Source organism: Streptomyces sp. NPDC058240, from assembly GCF_042882135.1.
Lineage (GTDB): Bacteria > Actinomycetota > Actinomycetes > Streptomycetales > Streptomycetaceae > Streptomyces.
In genome coordinates, this window is sequence record NZ_JBHVWT010000075.1 from 1 (window position 1) to 18,285 (window position 18,285).

11 protein-coding genes are annotated in these 18,285 nt (G+C 71.6%); all 11 read right to left on the minus strand.

Annotated features, from left to right (window positions below; genetic code table 11):
* The coding region (locus tag ACFVX4_RS39345; RefSeq protein WP_350986285.1) for a hypothetical protein at window positions 1-101 on the minus strand (101 nt) is incomplete at its 3' end.
* Window positions 102-178: 77 nt separating this feature from the next.
* On the minus strand, window positions 179-751 hold the full coding sequence (gene ilvN / locus ACFVX4_RS39350; RefSeq protein WP_389987527.1) for an acetolactate synthase small subunit: 573 nt from the start codon (window positions 749-751) through the stop codon (window positions 179-181).
* A gap of 14 nt (window positions 752-765) precedes the next feature.
* Window positions 766-2,655, minus strand: coding sequence for an acetolactate synthase large subunit (locus tag ACFVX4_RS39355; RefSeq protein ID WP_389987530.1), 1,890 nt, complete (start codon window positions 2,653-2,655; stop codon window positions 766-768).
* A 136-nt stretch (window positions 2,656-2,791) separates the two neighbouring features.
* Window positions 2,792-3,568 (minus strand): 4'-phosphopantetheinyl transferase superfamily protein, encoded by a 777-nt coding sequence (locus ACFVX4_RS39360; RefSeq protein WP_266422496.1) that lies wholly within the window; start codon window positions 3,566-3,568, stop codon window positions 2,792-2,794.
* Between the two features lie 43 nt (window positions 3,569-3,611).
* On the minus strand, window positions 3,612-4,904 hold the full coding sequence (locus tag ACFVX4_RS39365) for an MFS transporter (protein ID WP_389987533.1): 1,293 nt from the start codon (window positions 4,902-4,904) through the stop codon (window positions 3,612-3,614).
* Window positions 4,889-6,367, minus strand: coding sequence for an argininosuccinate lyase (gene argH, locus ACFVX4_RS39370; protein ID WP_389987536.1), 1,479 nt, complete (start codon window positions 6,365-6,367; stop codon window positions 4,889-4,891). Before argH ends, ACFVX4_RS39365 begins: the two co-directional genes overlap by 16 nt.
* Window positions 6,364-7,629, minus strand: a complete 1,266-nt coding sequence (locus ACFVX4_RS39375) for an ATP-grasp domain-containing protein (protein ID WP_389987539.1) — start codon at window positions 7,627-7,629, stop codon at window positions 6,364-6,366. Before ACFVX4_RS39375 ends, argH begins: the two co-directional genes overlap by 4 nt.
* Window positions 7,626-8,675: a PLP-dependent cysteine synthase family protein gene (locus tag ACFVX4_RS39380; protein WP_389987542.1), complete on the minus strand. Its 1,050-nt coding sequence runs from the start codon at window positions 8,673-8,675 to the stop codon at window positions 7,626-7,628. Before ACFVX4_RS39380 ends, ACFVX4_RS39375 begins: the two co-directional genes overlap by 4 nt.
* Window position 8,676: 1 nt before the next feature.
* Entirely contained in the window at window positions 8,677-9,522 is an 846-nt protein-coding gene (locus ACFVX4_RS39385; protein ID WP_389987545.1) for a kinase, read from the minus strand.
* Window positions 9,523-9,823: 301 nt separating this feature from the next.
* A complete protein-coding gene (locus ACFVX4_RS39390; protein WP_389987548.1) occupies window positions 9,824-16,909 on the minus strand; it encodes an amino acid adenylation domain-containing protein in 7,086 nt (2,361 codons plus the stop codon).
* Window positions 16,906-18,285: amino acid adenylation domain-containing protein (locus tag ACFVX4_RS39395; RefSeq protein ID WP_389987551.1), on the minus strand; the 1,380-nt coding region annotated here is incomplete at its 5' end. The genes ACFVX4_RS39395 and ACFVX4_RS39390, both read right to left, overlap by 4 nt.

The window sequence follows — 18,285 nt, forward strand, 5'->3', positions numbered from 1 at the left end:
GCGTGGGCGTGGCCCTGGCTGCCGTAACCGATGACCGCGACCTTGCGGCCCTGGATGATGGACAGGTCGGCATCGTCGTCGTAGAACAGCTCGGCGGGCATGGTGGTTCTCCTTGATTCCTGGAACGTGAGGGTGTGCGGACGGGAAAGCGGAACGCGATTGCGGGTACGGGGCGGTGCTAGGCGCTCTGTGCGTCGGCCGTCGCCGTGGTGCCGGCCGGGGTCAGGCGGATCGGCCGGGCCTCGCGCGCGGAGCGGTCGGCCAGGGCCCGGGAGCCGCGGCCGATCGCGATCGCGCCGGACTGGACGAGCTCCTTGATGCCGAAGCTCGCGAGCATCCGGAGCATCGCGTCGAGCTTGTCACCGGAGCCGGTCGCTTCGAGGGTGACGGCGTCGGGCGAGACGTCGACGGTTCTGGCCCGGAACAGTTCGGCGATCTGGACGATCTGGGCCCGGGTGCCGTTGCCGGCGCTCACCTTCACCAGGACCAGTTCGCGCTGGACGGCGGAGTCCGCCTCCAGCTCGACGATCTTCAGGACGTTGACCAGCTTGTTGAGCTGCTTGGTCACCTGCTCCAGGGCCAGTTCGTGGTCGACCCTGACGACGATGGTGATGCGGGAGAGCTCGGGATGTTCGGTGGTGCCGACCGCGAGCGAGTCGATGTTGAAGCCGCGGCGCGAGAACAGGGCGGCGACACGGGCGAGGATGCCGGGCGTGTCCTCGACCAGGACGGAGAGCGTGTGCTGGGACATGTCAGAGGGTCCTCTCAGTCGTCCGCGGAGTCGCCGAAGTCGGGGCGTACGTCGCGTGCGGCCATGATGTCGTCGTTGGAGGTGCCGGCAGGGACCATCGGCCACACCATCGCGTCCTCGTGGACGATGAAGTCCACCACGACGGGACGGTCGTTGATCGCGTTGGCCTTGTCGATGATCGCGTCGAGCTCGTAGGGGTTCTCGCAGCGCAGGCCCACACAGCCCATCGCCTCGGAGAGCTGTACGAAGTCCGGGACCCGGGTGCCGCGGTTGGTGTCGGATCCCACTCCGCGTGTCGAGCCGGGGGTGGCGTTGGTGGCGCCGTCGTGCAGCACCGTGTTGGAGAACCGTGCCCCGTAGAACAGGTTCTGCCACTGGCGGACCATCCCGAGCGCGCCGTTGTTGATGATCGCGACCTTGATCGGGATGTTGTTGAGCGCGCAGGTGGTGAGTTCCTGGTTGGTCATCTGGAAGCAGCCGTCGCCGTCGATCGCCCAGACCGTCCGTTCGGGGCGTCCGGCCTTGGCGCCCATCGCGGCCGGGACCGCGTACCCCATCGTTCCGGCACCGCCCGAGTTGAACCAGGTGCCCGGTTCCTCGTGCGGGAGGAACTGCGCCGCCCACATCTGGTGCTGTCCCACACCGGAGGCGAACAGCGTTCCCTCCGGCGCGAGTCGGCCGATCCGTTCGATGACCTGCTGCGGGGAGAGCAGTCCCGGGTCGGCGGGCAGTTCGTAGCCGCGCCGATAGGTGGTCCGCCAGTGGTTCAGGTCCCGCCACCACGCGTCGTAGTCACCGGTGCGGCCGTCCTCCTGCTCGGCACGCACGGCGGCGGCCAGGGCGACGAGGACCTCGCGGGCGTCCCCGACGATGGGTACGTCGGCGACCCGGTTCTTGGAGATCTCCGCCGGGTCGATGTCGGCGTGGACGACCTTGGCGTACGGGGCGAAGCCGTCCAGCTTGCCGGTGACCCGGTCGTCGAACCGGGCCCCCAGGGCCACGATCAGATCGGCCTTCTGGAGCGCGGCGACCGCCGCGACGTCCCCGTGCATGCCGGGCATGCCCACGTGCTGCGGGTGGCTGCCGGGGAAGGCGCCCAGCGCCATCAGGGTGGTGACCACGGGCGCCCCGGTCAGCTCGGCCAGGGTGCGCAGCTCGTCCGTGGCCCGCGCCTTGAGCACACCGCCGCCGACGTAGAGGACCGGGCGGCTCGACGCGCTGATCAGCCGGGCGGCCTCGCGGATCTGCTTGGCGTGCGGCTTGGTGACCGGACGGTAGCCGGGCAGGTCCGTCGTCGTCGGCCACCGGAAGGTGGTGGTTGCCTGCAGGGCATCCTTGGTGACGTCGATGAGTACGGGGCCGGGGCGGCCGGTGGAGGCGATGTGGAAGGCCTCCGCGACCGTCCGCGGGATGTCGTCGGCGTTCGTGACGAGGAAGTTGTGCTTGGTGATCGGCATGGTGATGCCGGCGATGTCGGCCTCCTGGAAGGCGTCCGTGCCGATCGCCGTGGAGGGGACCTGGCCGGTGATCGCGACCAGCGGCACGGAGTCCATGTGCGCGTCCGCGATCGGGGTCACCAGATTGGTGGCGCCCGGCCCCGAGGTCGCCATGCACACCCCGACCTTACCGGTGGCCTGGGCGTAGCCGGTGGCCGCGTGTCCGGCACCCTGCTCGTGGCGGACCAGCACATGACGGACCCGGGCCGAGTCCATCAACGGGTCGTACGCCGGAAGGATGCAGCCGCCGGGGATACCGAACACGGTGTCCGCGCCGGCCTCCTCCAGCGAGCGGATGAGGGACTGGGCGCCCGTCACGATCTCGGCGCCGGTGTCCGGCTGCCCGGCGGTACGGGGCCGCGCTTGCGGGAGGAGGGCCGCGGGGGCCTGCTTCACAGCGTTTGACATCGTCAGTTCCAAAAGTCCGTAGGAGTGTTGGCGAGGACGTATCGGTGATCGGCAGCCGCGGCGGGAGCGGCCGGATGGTGCGTGCCCGCCGCCGGGTGATCACCGCAGCGGTGCACCCGGCGGACTTCGGTGGAGGTCAGGGCGGGGTTCTTGCCGTCTGCAGGGCGTCGCAGGTGTGCCGTACGACGTCGAGGCCGGCGAGCTTCCTGACCAGCAGGCCGTCCCTGGTGAGCTCGCCGCGGACCGCCACCGCCGCCGCGTAGCCCCGGTCCACCGGAACGTCGAGGAGGGTCCAGCCGGACGGCGGGTACGGGCCCTCGGGGCGTCCCGAGCCGACGTAGTCGAGAGCGGGGTCGCGGCCGAGACCCGTGCCGAGGCCCTTGAGGTAGGCCTCCTTGCGGGTCCAGAGCCGGGCCAGGGCCCGAGGCCGCGCCGGCGGGCTCAGTGCGGCCAGTTCGGCCTGCTCGTCGACGTGCAGCATCGCGGCGAGGTCCGCGGTGCCGTCCTCGTCCGGCACCAGTTCCACGTCGACCCCGATGGGGGCCGCCGCGGTTCCGACGACGGCGAGATCGCCCCGGTGGGACAGCGAGAAGAACAGCCGGTCGTCGGCGTCGAGCACGGTGGGTCGGCCGTGCGGTCCGCCGCAGCAGGGGCAGGTGTCCCGGCCGAAGTGGACCTCCTCGGGGCGCAGGCTCAGGTACGAGCCGAGCAGCCGGCGAAGGGCGACATGCGCGGCCGTGAACCGGGTCCGGTCGGCGGCGTGCATGAGGGTGGCGGCACGTTGACGCTCGGTCGCGTCGAGTACCTGTTCGTCCAGGATGCCGATGGGGACATCCGAGACCCTCAGGAGCCAGAGGTCGAGTGAGCCAGGGGGTGGCAGCTCACGGACGACCCACGGCAGGGTTTGTTCCACGGGGTCTCTCCTGTTCGTACGAGAGTGACAGGCGAGTCGGGTCTCACGGCGTGGCCGGCGCGACCGGCAGGTCGCGCCTCCGGCGCAGCGGCCCGATCAGGAGGAGCAGCGGAGTCAGGGCGAGTCCCGCGGTGAGCAGCCACAGGGTGGGCCGCAGGCCGAGGGCGGTACCGAGGATCCCGCCGAGCAGGGAACCGAAGGGAATGGCGCCGAAGTTCGCGACCGAGACGCTGGCCGAGACGCGGCCGAGCAGCTGGGGCGGACAGTAGCGCTGGCGGAACGCCCCCTGGATCACGTTGGCGAGCACGACGCCGAGCGAGAGGACCGCGCTCCCCACCACCAGTGCGGACAGGGTCCAGTCCGTCCCCGTCAGCGGGATGAGCAGGGCGAACGGGGAGCTGGCGATCGTGGCGACCAGCAGTCCGCGGGCCGAACCGAGCCGTGCGATCAGGCGTTTCGCGGTGATGGCCCCGAGGATCCCGCCGATGCTGCTCGACGCGAGGAGCCAGCCGGTGGCGCCTTCGGGCACCCCGAGCTCACGGATGATGAAGACCGGCAGGATCGCCGCCTCGGCCGTCAGCAGCAGGTTGGTGGCGGTGCCGTACAGGGTGAGGACTCGCAGGTAAGGATCCCTGAAGGTGTACTGCACGCCCTCCTTGATGTCCTGTCGCAGGGCTCGGCGTTCCTCGGGTTTCTCCGGGATCGGCTCCTTGCGGCGGATGCCGAGCAGGCACAGTGCGGAGACCAGGAACGTCGCCGAGTTGACCAGGAGACCGGAGGCGGCACCGAAGGCCTGGGCCAGCAGACCGCCGCCGCCCAGCCCCGCGACCTGGGCCACCGATTCGCTGCCCTGGAGCTTGGCGTTGGCCTCCTGGAGGTCCTCGGGTTCGACGATGGAGGGCAGATAGACCTTGTACGAGATCCCGAAGAACACCGCGGCGAACCCGTTGATCAGCGCCACGACCATCAGCTGGGTCATCGTCAGGACGCCGAGCCAGCCGGCCACCGGAACGCTGGCCAGGAGCACCAGCGGGACCAGGTTGCAGATCAGCATGATCGGCCGGCGTCGCATCCGGTCCACCCAGGCACCGGCGGGCAGGCCGATGAGCAGCCAGGGCAGCCAGGGGGCGGCCGCCAGCACACTCACCCAGAAGGTGCTCGCATCGAGCGTCACCACGGCCACCAGGGGCATGGCGACCCCGGTGATATTGATGCCGACGCGGTTGGTCGTCTCGCCGAGCCACAGCAGCCGGAAGTCGTGGTGGCCGAGCAGTCCGCTGCGCGGCGGACGCTCCTGCTCCTCGCCCGGAGCGCGTTCGGTCAGGCGGGCCGACATGACGTCACCGCCTCGGTCACGGCCTGCGACAGCAGTGCGGCGCCGTCCGTCCAGCGGGCGCGCCGGTCGGACAACTCGGCTCGGAGGACGTCCCGTCGGGCACCGAGGGCGAGGATGCCGTCCGCCGTGGAACCGGGTCCGCCGCCGTGGGCGCACGCCGCGGCCACCCGGTCGGGGGCCAGCCCGCCGTCGTCGACGGCGGCGAACCGTGCCGCGTCCACCAGCGACCGGCCGGATTCCAGGGCACCGAGCACGGTCTCGCCGACCAGATGGTGCGCGGCACGGAACGGTGTCCCGTCCAGGACGAGCCGCTCCGCCAGGTACGTGGCCGAGGTGAAACCGTCCACGGCCCGGTCCGTCATGCGTTCCCGTTCCGGTTCCGTGCCCGCCACCACCAGGCTCAGCAGCGTCACCGCGTCGGTGGTGCTGCTCAGACCGGGCCAGAGGTGCCGTACGGCCTCGGTGCCCACCGCGATGGCGTTGGTGTAGCCGCCGGTGGTCATCGCGGACGCCGCGCCGACGAAGGCGCCGAGACTCGCGGTGGACCTGCCCTGGATGTGTTCGAGCAGGAAGGGGTTGCGCTTCTGCGGCATCATCGAGCTGGAGCCGACGAGGGTGTCGCCCACCCGCAGCAGCCCGAACTCCTCCGAGGTCCAGGTGCTCAGGTCCCGCCCGGCGCGGGCCAGCGCGACGCCGAGGACGGCGGAGGCGGACAGCAGGTCCAGTACGAAGTCCCGGGAGGCCACCGCGTCGACCGAGTTGGGCGCGGCGGAGCTGAAGCCGAGCAGTTCGGCGGTGCGCCGGGGGTCGATGGGGACGGACGTCCCGCCGATCGCGCCGGCGCCCAGCGGGTTGACGCCGAGCTGGCGTCCGGCGTCCAGCAGCGACTCGTACGCGCGCAACACCGCGCCGGCGACACCGGCGAGGTAGTGGCCGTAGCTGATCGGTACGGCCGGCTGGCCGTGGGTGTAGGCGGGCATGACCACGTCCCGGTACTCCTCGGCCTTCGCCAGGAGCACCCCCGCCAGCCGGTCGACCGCGTCGAGCAGGGCCAGGTACGGCCCGCGCGTCTTCAGCCGGGTGGTGGTGGCGTTGAGGTCGTTGCGCGAGCGGCCGGTGTGCAGGATGCCGCCGGTCCCGTCGCCCAGCCGCTCGATGAGGTGTCCCTCGTACGCCAGGTAGACGCCGCGCGGCATCGGGGTTGCCCGGACCGGGGCGAAGTCCTGTCCGCGCAGTTCCTCGATGGTGCGCAGCAGGGCCGCGGCCCGGTCGGCGTCCACGATCCCGCGTTCGGTGAGCATGATCAGGTGGGCCCGGTCGACCTCGCTGATGCAGCGCAGCTCCTCGCCCAGCCCGTCCGCGGTGTCCGGCAGGTACTGGTCGTAGACGATGCGGTGCGCCTCGGCGTCGAGCGCGGCCTTGAGCCGGCCGGTGTCGACGCCGTGCGCCGTCGCTGCGGTCATGCGAATGCCTCCTCTGTGTGCAGGTCCGCGTAGGACACGGCCTCGCCTAGCAGGGCCACGGCCCGGTCGGCGGCCTCGGCCGCCCGTACCGAGCGGTCGGCGACGGCGATGGCGTGGCCGACGCGGCCCCGGAAGTCCTCGGCGGGGCCGACGGGTTCGCCCGGGGCGCGGTAGAGCACCGCCTCGACGGTGCCCGGTACGGTGCGGGCCCTGGCCACGGCTTCCGCGAGTGCGGCGGACCGGTCGAGGATGCCGTCCTGTTCCGCGGTGAGGAACCGGATCGAGGCGCGGGCGTATCCGCCGCGTTCCAGCTCGGGGGCGGTGCCGAGGGCGGCCAGCACCTGGGCGCGCACCAGGTCGATCCCGCAGGCCCTGCGGACCAGTTCGGGGATCATGCCGCCGGCCAGCCTGGGGTTGACCTCGATGACCTCGGCGGTGCGGGGCCCGGTCAGGCGCAGTTCGACATGGGCGGCTCCCCAGCCGAGGCCGAGCGCCCGCACGGCGCGTACCGCGGACTCGCGCAGGGCGATCTCCTGTTCGCCGGGCAGTGCGGCCGGCACGTCGTGGCCGATCTCGACGAAGGACGGCAGCGCGCCGACGTGCTTGGCGACGGTGACGACGGCGTCGGTGCCGAACACCTCGACGGAGAACTCCGGGCCCGTCAGGTACTCCTCGACCAGGATCCGGCTCGGTGACGCGATGCCCCGCTCGTTCACGGTGGCTGCCAGCAGCGTCCCGGCGTGTTCGGCGACCTCGTCGAGGTCCGCGCAGAGCCGTACGCCCAGACTCCCCGACCCCTGCACCGGTTTGACCACCACGGGAAGTCCGATGGAGCGGGCCGCGGCGAGTGCGTCGGCGACCTCGGAGACGACGGCGAAGTCCGGCGACCCGACACCCGCCTCGTCGAGCACCCGGCGTTGCTCGGCCTTGTCGCGGCAGGCCCGTACGGCCTCGGCCGACGGGCCGGGCAGCCCGAGCCGGTACGCCAGTGCGGCGGCGGTCGGTACGTAGTACTCGGAGCTGGTCAGGACGCCCGCGACGGTGGCGCCGTCCTCCAGCGCGCGGACGGCCGCCCACAGCGCGGCCTCGTCGGAGGTGTCCACGACGACCGTCCGCAGCCGGTCCTCGGCGGCGTACGGGTAGCGGCCCGGGTCCGCGCACAGCAGCACGGGCACCACACCGAGTTCGGCCGCGCGCCGCGCGAACAGCCGTCCCGTACCGGTGGTGTTGCTCTCCACCAGGAGCAGCAGGCGCTCGCTCATGAGCCGACCACCGGCATCACCACGTCGTCGAAGCCACGCCGGGCCCACAGCAGCCGGGACCAGGCGGCGGTGGCGTCCAGCGGGTGCTCGACGGTGAGCGGGCCGTCGGCGGCGGGGGCCGGGACGATGCCCTGCTCGCTGAGCCAGCTGTCGTTGTAGACCGTGGACTGGTAGCGGTAGCCCTCGTCCGGGAGCACCATCACGACGGTGCTGTCCGGGTTCTGCTCGGCCCACCACGACGCCACCTGGAAGGACGCGCCGCTGGTCGGGCCCATGAACAGGCCGTGCTCGCGGTAGAGCTCATGGGTCGCGTGGAACGCCTCGCGGGCCGTCACCCAGTGGACCTCGTCGTACGCCGCGTGCTTGACGTTGCCCGGGTGGATGCTGCTGCCGAGCCCGCGCAGCATGCGCGGTCCGTCCGGGCTGCCGAAGATGATGCTGCCCTGGGTGTCCACGCCGACCAGGTGCAGTGCCGGGCCGGTCTGCCGCAGCGCGGCGGCGAGTCCGCCGGTGGAGCCGCCCGAACCCACCGGGCCCACCAGGCAGTCCACGGCTCCGACGGTGTTGCCGATCAGGTCGGCGACGATGCCGTACGCGCCGGGGTTGTCGGGGTTGTCGTACTGGCCGGGGACGAAGGCGTCCGGGTGCTGCCGGCGCAGCTCGGCGACGCGGGCGAGCCGGGCGCCCTGGATGCCGCCGGCCTGGCCGGTGTGCTCGACGATCTCCACCGTCGTACCGAGCATTTCGAGCCGGGTGCGCAGATCCCGGTCGATCGCCGAGTCGCCGACGATGGTCAGCGGGTAGCCGCGCAGCCGGCAGACCATGGCCAGGCCCAGGGCGAAAGTGCCCGAGGAGGTCTCGATGATCCGGGTGCCCGGGGAGATCAGGCCGGCCGCCTCGGCGCGGTCGAGTATGTAGCGGGCGGGCAGCAGCTTCATGAGGCTGAAGGCCGCCGCGTAGAGGTTGTCGGTCACCTTGATGATGCGTGGCAGCTCCGTGGCCTCCACGATCGAGGAGTGAGCCTTGGGCAGAGTCGTCGTCGTCATGTCAGTCACCCGTTGTGTAGTTCCACTGCTCGTGAATTCCGAGCTCTTGCAGGAGGTCCTGGGCCAGGTCGGTCCGCGCCTCGACCTCGGGGTCGTCCCGGTCGAAGAGGAGACCGGCGATGTCCCCGCTGTGCGCCGCCTGTACCCCGACGGCTCCGGTGGTCCGCGCGATGTCACGGATGCGGTCGAGGTCCGGGATCGGCAGATGACGCTGGTTGATCTCCGTGCTGGCCGTGGCCACCGAGCCCAGCAGGGCCACGTCCTTCATCTGGATGGCCTCCCGGAGCATCGCCTGCAGCCGGGTGAAGAGGTCGATCTCGTCCTGCCCGTAGCGGGCCGGTGAGAGGGCCAGCGTGTCCACGCCCCGCCCGCCGCCCGCGGGGCGTGAGCCGAAGCCGAGGATCCGCAGGGCCGGCATCCGGTAGCCGAAGTCCTCGATCACCGTGCCCTCGCGCTGGGCGAAGAGGACGGTGGACTCCTCGAACATCAGCGAGTCGGACGCGGTCTCCGCGCGCACCGCGATCCGGGCGACCTCCTGCGGCGGCAGCGGGCTGACGAACGCGTCCTTCACCGCCCAGATGGCCGCGAGCACATCGCTGGTGGACGAGCCGAAGCCCCGGCACAGCGGCACGTCACCGGTGAGGTCGAGATGACCGCCCGCCGGCTCGGCGCCCGGCGGTGTCACGGCGCGGACCGCGAGTTCGGCCGCGCGCCGCGCCTTGCCCTTCCAGTCCGGCGTGACGGTGACCTCCGCGCCGGGAGCGGGGATGAACGTCGCGCGGGTCGCGTGAATGGTGCAGGGAAGAGTGACGAGACCTCGGGTGAGCCCGCCGTCACCGGGGAACACGCCTTGCAGGATCTCGCCGTGGTGGACGGGGGCTGAAGCTACCCCGACACGCCAGCCGGAATGATCAACCATTTCCTTGACTTTCTGTTGCCGGGAGCCGTGGCCTGCGGATGGCTTCACGCTATGCAGGCCGGAACCCGCTGCCCGGCGGCATGAGCGGCAGCACGCGGGCAATTCGGGGTACCGGCGACGGCGGCGCACGCGAAGGTGCCCGGGTCCGCCGTCGTGGCGGAACCGGGCACCTGTGGGGTACTGGGGTCTTCCGTCCGGATCCTGCGTGATCCGGACGGAGGACCCTCGGTCAGTGACGCACTCCTCGCAACTCCTCGGCCAGTACCTTTCCGATCTCGCGCAGCGGCTCGGCCGTGGTCATGTCCCAGTGCTCGCAGTCGATGTCGTGCTCCTCGACGCGGCCCCCGACATGGGGTGCCCAGGCGTCCGCGCCGCCCGTCGCGGCCGGGGTGCGGGCGGCGTTGAAGAACACCGCGTCGCCGCCGAACCGCCGCCGGGGAACGTACCGATAGCGCATCTCCAGGTTGCCGGCCGTCGCGGCGACGACCGCCGCGGCCTGGGCGGGCTCCAGCGCGCCCAGGATCGCGTCCTCGGCGCGCAGCACGGCGGCCAGCTCCTCCGCGTCCGGGGCGGTGTCGGCGCACCGTACGTCGAGTTCGGCGCCGCGTCCACCGAGCAGCGCGGTCAGCACCTCCCGGCCGGTGATCGCGGGTGGCCGGAATCCGTCGGGCAGCGGGTAGGAGTCGAGCAGCGCCAGGATGGCAACCTCCTCGCCCTGCTCCTCCAGCCGGGCAGCGACGGCGTGCGCCACCAGACCACCGAACGACCAGCCGAGCAGGTGGTACGGGCCGTGGGCCTGGACCGAGCGGATCTCGGCCACGTAGCCGTCCGCCATCTCCTCGATGCCGGCCGGCCGGTCCGAGGGGCTGGTCAACTCCTTTGCCTGCAGCCCGATCAGCGGACGTCGCCCGCCGATGTGCCGAAGCAGTCCGGCGTACGACCAGCTCATCCCGGAGATCGCGTGGACGCAGAACAGCGGGGCCTCGTTGTCGGTGCCGGACGCGGCCCGGATCGGCAGCAGCGTCTCCATCGGGTCGCCGCCCGTGTTCGTGGCGATGTGTTCGGCGAGCAGCACGGGCGTCGGGTACTGGAACAGGTCCCGGATGGTGACGCGGGTGTCCCAGATGCCGCGGATCCGGCCGATCAGCCGGGTGGCGAGCAGCGAGTGGCCGCCCAGTTGGAAGAAGTGGTCGTCGATGGTGACCGACGTCAGGCCCAGGACCTCCGCGAAGAGGCCGCACAGGACTTCCTCCGCCGGGGTGCGCGGCGTCCGGCCACCGCCGGTGTCGGCCTGCTGCGGTTCGGGCAGCGCACGGCGGTCGAGCTTGCCGTTGACCGTCAGGGGCAGCGCGTCCAGTGGCACGATCGTGGCCGGCACCATGTACTCGGGCAGGGCCGCGACCGCGTGCCGGCGTAGTTCGGGAAGGTCCGGCCGACTGCCTTCGGTGGGCACCACGTACGCCACCAGCCGTTTGTCACCGGGCCGGTCCTCGCGGATCAGCACCGCCACCTGGGCGAGGGAGGGGTGCCGCAGCAGCGCCGATTCGATCTCACCCGGCTCGATGCGGAAGCCCCGCAACTTGATCTGCTGGTCGGCCCGGCCGAAATACTCCAGCGCGCCGTCCTGGCTCCAGCGGGCCAGGTCGCCGGTGCGGTACATCCGCGAGCCGGGCGCACCGTGCGGGTCGGCGACGAACCGCTCCGCGCTCAGTACGGGCTGTCCGATGTAGCCGTGGGCGAGGCCGTGTCCGGCGACGTAGAGCTCACCGGGGACACCCGGCGGCAGCAGCCGGAGGTTCTCGTCCAGGACGTAGGCGTGCTTGCCGGCGATCGGCCGTCCGATCGGGATGGCGGGCGCCGGCCCGGTGAGGGTGTGGGTGGTGGTGAAGCCCATGCTCTCGGCCGGCCCGTAGCCGTTGACCAGGTGGAGGTGGGGGTGGTCGGCCAGCGCCTTGGCGGTGTGGGCGGGTGAGGCCGCCTCACCGGCGGTCATGGCCTCCTTGATCTGTGAGAAGACCGCCGGGTGCTCGTCGAGCATGTGGTTGAACAGGCTCGCCGACATCTGCAGGGTGGTGATCCCGTGCCGCTCCACCAACTCCGCGATCTGGTGCGGATCGGTGTGCTGGCCGGGCTGGAGGACGCAGACGCCGCCGTGCAGGAGCGGTCCGAAGACCTCCAGGGCGAAGGCGTCCCAGGACACCGGGGAGCTCTGCAGATAGGTCTGCCCGGGGCCGAAGTCCAGGTAGTCGGGACCGATGAACGTGGCGGCCAGCGCCCGGTGCGAGGCCGCGACGCCCTTGGGGACTCCGGTCGATCCGGAGGTGAACATCACGCAGGCGATGGACTCCGGGTGCCCGCCCGTCTCCACCGGCGTCCCCGGCAGTGCACTGATCGCGGGTATCTCCGCGGTCAGGTCGACCAGGGTGGACGGGGTCGACAGGGCCGTCAGATGGGCCTGGGTGACCAGCGCCGCCGGATCGGTCTGCCCGAGCACGGTGTTCAGCCGGTCGGCCGGGAACTGCGGGTCGAGCAGGGTGTATCCGGCCCCGGCCTTCAGGGCGGCGAGCAGCGTGGCGATCAGTTGCGGGGATCGCTCCAGGTGGATGGCGACGATACTGCCCGGGGTGACCCCGTGCGTGGTCAGGTGGCGGGCCAGCCGGTTGGACCAGATGTCCAGCTCCTGGTACGTCACCTGCTGCTCCTCGTGGACCAGCGCCACCGCGTGCGGGGTGCGGGCGGCCTGCTCCGTGAAGAGTGCGTCGAGCCCGAGGGCGGGCGCCGGTGACTGCGCACCGCTCCACTCCCGCAGCTGCGTCCGCTCGTGCCCGGACACCATCTCCAGCTCGGCGAGGGGCAGATCGGGGGTGGCCACGGCGCCGGTGAGGAGCCGGACCAGGCGGTCCGCCGTGGCCTCGATGGTGCGTGCGTCGTACAGGTCGGTGGTGTACTCGATCAGGATGTCGAGGCCGTCGGGCCGGCCGTCGGCGGCCCGGTTCTCGGCGAACGCGAAGGTGAGGTCGAACTTCGCGACGGAGACCGGCGGGATGGCGAACTCGCTCTCCAGTCCGGCCAGTCGGGGGGCTTCGTTGCTGGTGTCGCCGACGGTGAGCATGACCTGGAAGAGGGGGTGCCGGGCGGTGGTGCGCTCGGGGTTGAGGGCTTCGACCAGCCGGTCGAACGGCAGGTCCTGGTGGGCCCAGGCGGCGAGGTCGGTCTCGCGGACCCGGGTCAGCAGCTCACGGAAGCTCGGGTCGCCGCTGGTGTCGGTGCGCAGGACGAGCGTGTTGACGAAGAAGCCGATGAGATCGTCGAGCTTCTGGTCGGTGCGCCCGGCGACGGGTGAGCCGAGCGGGATGTCGTGCCCGGCACCGGAACGGGACAGCAGGGTCGCCACGGCCGCCTGGGCCACCATGAACAGGGTGGTCCCGGTGTCCTGGGCCAGGGACATCACGGCGGTGTGGAGCTCGGCGGGGCAGTGCACGGCGTGTGTGCGGCCCCGGTTGGAGGCGACGGCGGGGCGGGCGTGGTCGGCGGGCAGCGTGGCCTCCTCCGGCAGCTCGGCGAGCACCCCGCGCCAGTGGGCGAGCTGGCGTTCCTCGTCGCGCTCCAGGAGCCGTTGCTGCCAGAGGGAGTAGTCGGCGTACTGGACCGGCAGCGGCTCCCAGGCGGGGGCGGAGCCCTCGGTGCGGGCCTCGTAGGCGGTGGCCAGGTCGCGGAAGAGCGGTCCGTTGGACCAGCCGTCGGAGGCGATGTGGTGGATCACGAGCATGAGCACGTGGTCCTCGGCCCCGAGCTCCAGCAGCTGTGCCCGGTACGGCAGTTCGGCCGCCAGGTCGAAGGTCCGGCCGGCCTGGGCGGCCAGCCGCTCCGTGAGCTCCTCCTCGGTGGTGGTGATCAGGGGGAGGTCGGTGGTGGTCGGGGGGAGGATGTGCTGGTGGGGAGTGCCCTCGTGGACGGGGAAGACGGTGCGCAGGCCCTCGTGGCGTGTGGTGAGGTCGGTGAGGGCGAGCTGGAGGGCCCGGTGGTCGAGGGAGCCCTCGAGTCGCAGGGCGAGCGCGATGTTGTAGGTGGCGGACGGGCCCTCCATCTGGTCGAGGAACCACAGACGCTGCTGCGCGGACGAGAGCGGGATGGTCTCCGGGCGCTCGCCGGGCATCAGGGCCGGTCGCCGCTCCCCACTGCCCTCGGCCGCGATCCGCTCGGCCAGCTGCGCGACGGTCGCGTACTGGAACAGGTCCCGGATGGTGATCTCGGTTTCCCACACGGCCCGGATGCGGCTGATGAGGCGGGTGGCGAGCAGGGAGTGGCCGCCGCGCCGGAAGAAGTGGTCGTCGATGGTGACCGACGGCAGTCCGAGTACGGCCGCGAAGAGGCCGCAGAGGACTTCCTCGGCGGGCGTCCGGGGCGGGCGCCCGCCGGCGTCGGTGCTCTGCCGGGGCGCGGGCAGGGCACGTCGGTCGACCTTGCCGTTGGTGGTGAGGGGGATCTCGTCGAGGACGACGAAGGCGGACGGGACCATGTACTCGGGGAGTGCGCCGGCGATCTCGCGGTGCACCGCCTCGGTGTCGATCCGGGCGCCGTCGGCGGCGACAAGGTACGCGGCGAGGCGTTTGTCGCCGGGCCGGTCCTCCCGGACCACGACGGTCGCCTGCCCCACACTCCCGTGGGCGGTCAACGCGCTCTCGATCTCGCCGAGTTCGATGCGGAAGCCGCGGAGCTTGATCTGCTGGTCGGCGCGGCCGAGGTATTCGAGCGAGCCTTCGTGGTTCCAGCGGACCAGGTCGCCCGTGCGGTACATCCGCGTTCCGGCCGGGCCGTACGGGTCCGCGACGAAGCGTTCCGCGGTCAGCGAGCCGCGGTTGAGGTAGCCCTGGGCCAGCCCGGCTCCCGCGATGTACAGCTCGCCGGGAGCGCCCGGCGGAACCAGCCGCAGGGCGGCGTCCAGGACGTACAGGCGGTGGTTGTCGAGGGGCTCGCCGATCGGGACGGCACCCGCGTAGTCCAGGGGGCGGTGGATGCGGTGGGTGGTGGCGAAGGTGGTGGTCTCCGTCGGGCCGTAACCGTTGACGACCGTGACTTCGGGGCAGTGGTCCATGACGCGGCGCACCGCCTCCGGCGGAACCACGTCACCCCCCGCCCACACCTCACGCACCCCGGCGAACGCCTCGGGTGCCTCCTCCGCCATGACGCGGAAGAGACCCGCGGTCAGCCAGAGCGCGGTGACCCGGTGCTCGGTGAGCAGGCGCTGGTAGTCGGCGGGTGCGAGATGGCCGCGCGGTGCCACCACGACCGTACGGCCGTTCAGCCACGGCACCCAGATCTCGTACGTCGAGGCGTCGAAGGCGGCCGGCGAGTGGAACAGCACGCGTCGGTGGTTGCCGTTCGCGTACATGGTCTGCGCCGCCAGGTCCGCCACGTTGCGGTGCGTGACCGCGACGCCCTTGGGCACTCCCGTCGAGCCCGAGGTGAACATCGCGTACACCGGCTGGTCGGGGTGGATGGTGTGTGCCGGAGCGGTGGCGGGCAGCCGGTCGAGGTCGGTGGTGTCGCCCAGGACGACGATCTGCGCGTCGGCGTCCAGGACGACCTGGTGGTCCGAGAGGGCCTGGTCGGTGAGCAGGACCGGTGCCCGGGTGTCGGCCAGGATCTGGACGAGCCGGCTGTCCGGGTCGGTGGTGTTCAGCGGGGCGTACACGGCACCGGCCTTGACCACGGCGAGCAGCGCGGTGAGCAGGTCGGTCGAGCGCTCCATCAGGACGGCGACCACGTCGTGCCGTCGTACTCCGACATTGATGAGGTGGTGGGCCAGCCGGTTGGTGACCTCGTCGAGTTCGGCGAACGTCAGATCGCGGTCCTCGTCCACCAGGGCTATCGCGTCCGGAGTTCGGGCGGCCTGCGCGGCGAACAGCTCCGCCAGGCTCATCCCGGACGTGCCGGTGGCGGCGCCGCTCCGCTCCTCCAGGAGCAGCCGCCGCTCGTGCTCGCCGAGCAGGTCGAGGACCGGCAGCGGGGTGTCGGGCGAGGTGACCACGGCCTCCAGCAGCCGGTTCAGCCGCGCCATGAGGGCGTCGATCGTCCGGGCGTCGTAAAGGTCGGTGGCGTACTCGATGGTGATGTCCAGACCGTCCGGCCTGCCGTCACGGGTGCGGTGCTCGGCGAAGCCGAACGTCAGGTCGAACTTGGCGATCTGCAGGGCGCTGTACTCGGTACGGGCGTCGAGCCCCGGGAAGCCGATGACGTCCGAACCGGCCTCGCCCATGGTGAGCATCACCTGGAAGAGCGGGTGGCGGGAGGCGGAGCGCTCGGGGTTGAGCACCTCGACCAGCCGGTCGAAGGGCAGGTCCTGGTTGTCCCAGGCCGCCAGATCCGTCTTGCGGACCCGGGAGAGCAGGTCGCGGAAGCTCGGGTCGCCGGTCAGATCCGTGCGCAGCACCAGGGTGTTGACGAAGAATCCGACCAGGCCGTCGAGTGCCTCGTCGATGCGTCCGGACACCGGGGAGCCGATCGGGATGTCGAGGCCGGCGCCGGAGCGGGACAGGGCGGTCGCCACGGCGGCCTGGACCGCCATGAACAGCGTGGCGCCGGACTCCCGCGCGAGGTGGGTCAGACCGATGTGGAGGTCGGCGGGCAGGTGGACGTCGCAGGTGGCACCCACGTACGAGGCGGAGGCCGGGCGCGGACGGTCGGCCGGCAGGGTGGCCTCCTCCGGCAGCTCCGCCAATGCCTGGCGCCAGAAGTCCAGTTGACGGGATCCGGCGCTCTCCGGGTCGTCGCTCTCGCCGAGCAGTTCCTGCTGCCAGAGGGTGTAGTCGGCGTACTGGACCGGGAGCGGCTCCCAGCCGGGCACGACGCCCTGGGCGCGTGCTTCGTAGGCGGTGGCGAGGTCCTGGAGCAGGGGCGCGGTCGAGCCGCCGTCCGACACGATGTGGTGCATCACGATGAGCAGGACGTGCTCCTGCTCGCCGAGGGCGATCAGGCGTGCCCGGACCGGCAGGTCCGCCGCGAGGTGGAATACCTGGGCGGACTCCTCGGCGAGCACGACCGGCAGCGTCGCGGCGTCGGCCGGGATGACCTCCAGTGCGAGCTCCACGTCCTCCTCGGCGAGGATGTGCTGGTACGGCGTGCCGTCCTGGTCGGGGAAGAGGGTGCGCAGGCTCTCGTGTCTGCCGACCACGTCCAGGAGCGCCGACTGGAGCGCCGGGCGGTCGAGTTCGCCGTTCAGCCGCACGGCGAGCGGGATGTTGTAGGTGGTCGACGGTCCTTCCATCTGGGCGATGAACCACAGCCGCTGCTGGGCGAAGGACAAGGGAATCACTTGGTCACTCCCATCCGGCGCATCGGCCGAAGTCTGGGCCGGGCGGCCTCGGCGCCGTCGAGCTTCTCGACGAGCGTGGCCACGATCGGGTTTTCGAAGAGGGTCGCCACGGAGAGCTCGACCCCGAGTACGGTGCGGATCCGGCCGACGAGCCGGGTGGCGAGGAGCGAATGCCCGCCGAGGTTGAAGAAGTGGTCGTCGATGGTGACCGACGGCAGTCCGAGGATCTCCGCGAAGAGACCGCACAGGACTTCTTCCTTGGCGGTGCGCGGTGCGCGCCCGGTGGCGTCGTTGCCGAACTGCGGGGCGGGCAGGGCGCGTCGGTCGACCTTGCCGTTGACGGTGAGCGGGATCTCGTCGAGGACCACGAAGGCGGACGGGATCATGTAGTCGGGCAGCAGCCCGGACACCTGGCGCTGTACGTCCCCGGGTTCGATCCGGGCGCCTTCCTCGGCGGTGAGGTAGGCGACTAGGCGCTTGTCACCGGGCCGGTCCTCCCGGACGACGACGGTGGCCTGGGCCACGCCCGGCCTGCCGACGAGGACGGTCTCGATCTCGCCCGGCTCGATGCGGAAGCCGCGGAGCTTGACCTGCTGGTCGGCGCGGCCGAGGTATTCGAGGGAGCCTTCGAGGTTCCAGCGGACCAGGTCGCCGGTCCGGTACATCCGCGTACCGGCCGGGCCGTACGGGTCGGCGACGAAGCGGTCGGCGGTCAGCGCCGGGCGGTCGAGATAGCCCTGCGCCAGGCCGGCTCCCGCGATGTACAGCTCGCCGGGCGTGCCCGGCGGAACCAGCCGCAAGCCCTCGTCGAGAACATAGAGCCGGTGGTTGTCCAGGGGCTCGCCGATCGGGATCGCACCGGCGTAGTCCAGCGGGCGGTGGATGCGGTGGGTGGTGGCGAAGGTCGTCGTCTCCGTCGGACCGTAGCCATTGACGACCGTCAGCTGCGGGCAGCGGTCCATGACCCTGCGTACTGCCTCCGGCGGAACCACATCACCTCCGGCCCACACCTCACGCACCCCGGCGAACGCCTCCGGAACCTCCTCCGCCATGACGCGGAAGAGACCTGCGGTCAGCCACAGCGCGGTGATGCGGTGCTCGGCCAGCAGCCGCTGGTAGTCGGCCGGGGCCAGGTGCCCCGCGGGGGCGACGACGAGGGTGCCGCCGTTGAGCCACGGCACCCACATCTCGTACGTCGAGGCATCGAACGCCATCGCGGAGTGGAAGAGCACCCGACCGTGGTTGCCGTTGGCGTACATCGTCTGCGCCGCCAGGTCCGCGACATTGCGATGCGTGACCGCGACACCCTTCGGCACCCCCGTCGAACCCGACGTGAACATCGCGTACACCGGCTGATCCGCATGCACCGACACACC

Bases quoted from the DNA above. Each gene is read 5' to 3' on its own strand.
- ACFVX4_RS39375 (WP_389987539.1), bottom strand. From the start codon at position 7,629: ATGAGCGAGCGCCTGCTGCTCCTGGTGGAGAGCAACACCACCGGTACG.
- argH (WP_389987536.1), bottom strand. From the start codon at position 6,367: ATGACCGCAGCGACGGCGCACGGCGTCGACACCGGCCGGCTCAAGGCC.
- ACFVX4_RS39380 (WP_389987542.1), bottom strand. From the start codon at position 8,675: ATGACGACGACGACTCTGCCCAAGGCTCACTCCTCGATCGTGGAGGCC.
- ACFVX4_RS39365 (WP_389987533.1), bottom strand. From the start codon at position 4,904: ATGTCGGCCCGCCTGACCGAACGCGCTCCGGGCGAGGAGCAGGAGCGT.
- ACFVX4_RS39355 (WP_389987530.1), bottom strand. From the start codon at position 2,655: ATGTCAAACGCTGTGAAGCAGGCCCCCGCGGCCCTCCTCCCGCAAGCG.
- ilvN (WP_389987527.1), bottom strand. From the start codon at position 751: ATGTCCCAGCACACGCTCTCCGTCCTGGTCGAGGACACGCCCGGCATC.